The sequence below is a fragment of the Staphylococcus sp. GDY8P57P genome (assembly GCF_017892585.1).
GTDB classification, from domain to species: Bacteria; Bacillota; Bacilli; order Staphylococcales; family Staphylococcaceae; genus Staphylococcus; species Staphylococcus borealis.
On record NZ_JAESLK010000061.1, the window covers coordinates 1 to 1,287 of the forward strand.

Below are 1,287 nucleotides of genomic sequence, written 5' to 3' on the forward strand. Positions count from 1 at the left end.
CTCCAAAACTGAACTACTTAATCTTATTTAAAGTGCGTTGCTTTTTTCTCATTTATAAGGTTAAATAATTCTCATATATCAAGCAAAGTGACATAAGGTTTAAATTGTATGATTAGGGTGTAACAAAAAGGTGGTGAGATTTTGAAAATTGGTTATGCCCGAGTATCATCTAAAAATCAGAATTTAGATAGACAAATTGAAGTACTGAAAGCAAATGGTGCAGAAAAAATATTTACTGAAAAACAATCAGGAAAAAATATTAAAGAAAGACCAGTATTTCAAGAAGTAATGAATTTTGTACGAGAAGAAGATACTTTAATAGTCGATGCATTAGATAGGCTAGGCAGAAATTATGATGAAGTAATTAAAACAGTAGATTTTCTTAAAGAAAAAAATGTTAGATTAATAATTACAAGCCTACCAATGATGAATGAAATTATCGGTAATGAATTGTTAGATAAATTCTTAAAAAATTTAATTATTCAATTACTGGCAATGATTTCAGAACAAGAACGAAATGATAGCAGACGTAGACAGGCTGATGGAATAGCTGTTGCAAAATCTAAAGGTATATATAAAGGGCGACCCAAATTATATAGTCCTATTGCTAAAGACCCACATAAACAGGCAGTATATTATCGTGTTGTTAGTTTTTTAGATCAAGGTATGGCAATTAGTAAAATTGCTAAAAAAGTAGGATTATCAAGACAAACCATATATAGAATAAAAAAAGATTATCAAAGTGGAATATATAAAGATATAGATAATTAATTTATTATGGAGGTAATCGTTATGAGTAAATCAGGAGATTTCAGAGAGTACCCTAAAATTTTAAAAATAGAGAATGATGGAAGAATCATTGCTTTAGATAAACATGGTAGAGTAAACAGTCAATTTTATACAAACACAATAACTGATGAAGATTCGATAAAAGTTTTCGGTTTGAAATTTAAATTATTATATCATGATTATGTTAATGATAATTTAAGTAGAGTTGAAAAAAATAAAGATTCATATAATGAAAATATATCAACAAGAAATCGACCGGAAGATTACTATAATGAACGTGATTTTAGACGTGATTTAGAACAGCAGCAAGAGAACACTAAAGCTAAAAGAAAAAATAAATGGTTAGTAGCAGTCATTGTAGTATTATTGATTGGTTTAGTAATATTGTTGTTTAAATCATGTAGCAATGGAAATGAGCAACAACCTACAGATAATAATGATACATCACAAGAACAAATTGATAATGGCCAATCAAATAATGATAAAGTCCGTATAATT

1 protein-coding gene and 1 pseudogene are annotated in these 1,287 nt (G+C 27.7%); both read left to right on the plus strand.

Features of this window, described 5'->3' with window-relative positions; translation table 11 throughout:
- Positions 1-141 precede the first annotated feature (141 nt).
- Entirely contained in the window at positions 142-771 is a 630-nt protein-coding gene (locus tag KA878_RS13425) for a recombinase family protein (RefSeq protein WP_031588345.1), read from the plus strand.
- Positions 772-792: 21 nt separating this feature from the next.
- Positions 793-1,287, plus strand: a pseudogene (locus KA878_RS13430) (hypothetical protein); the annotation flags it as partial.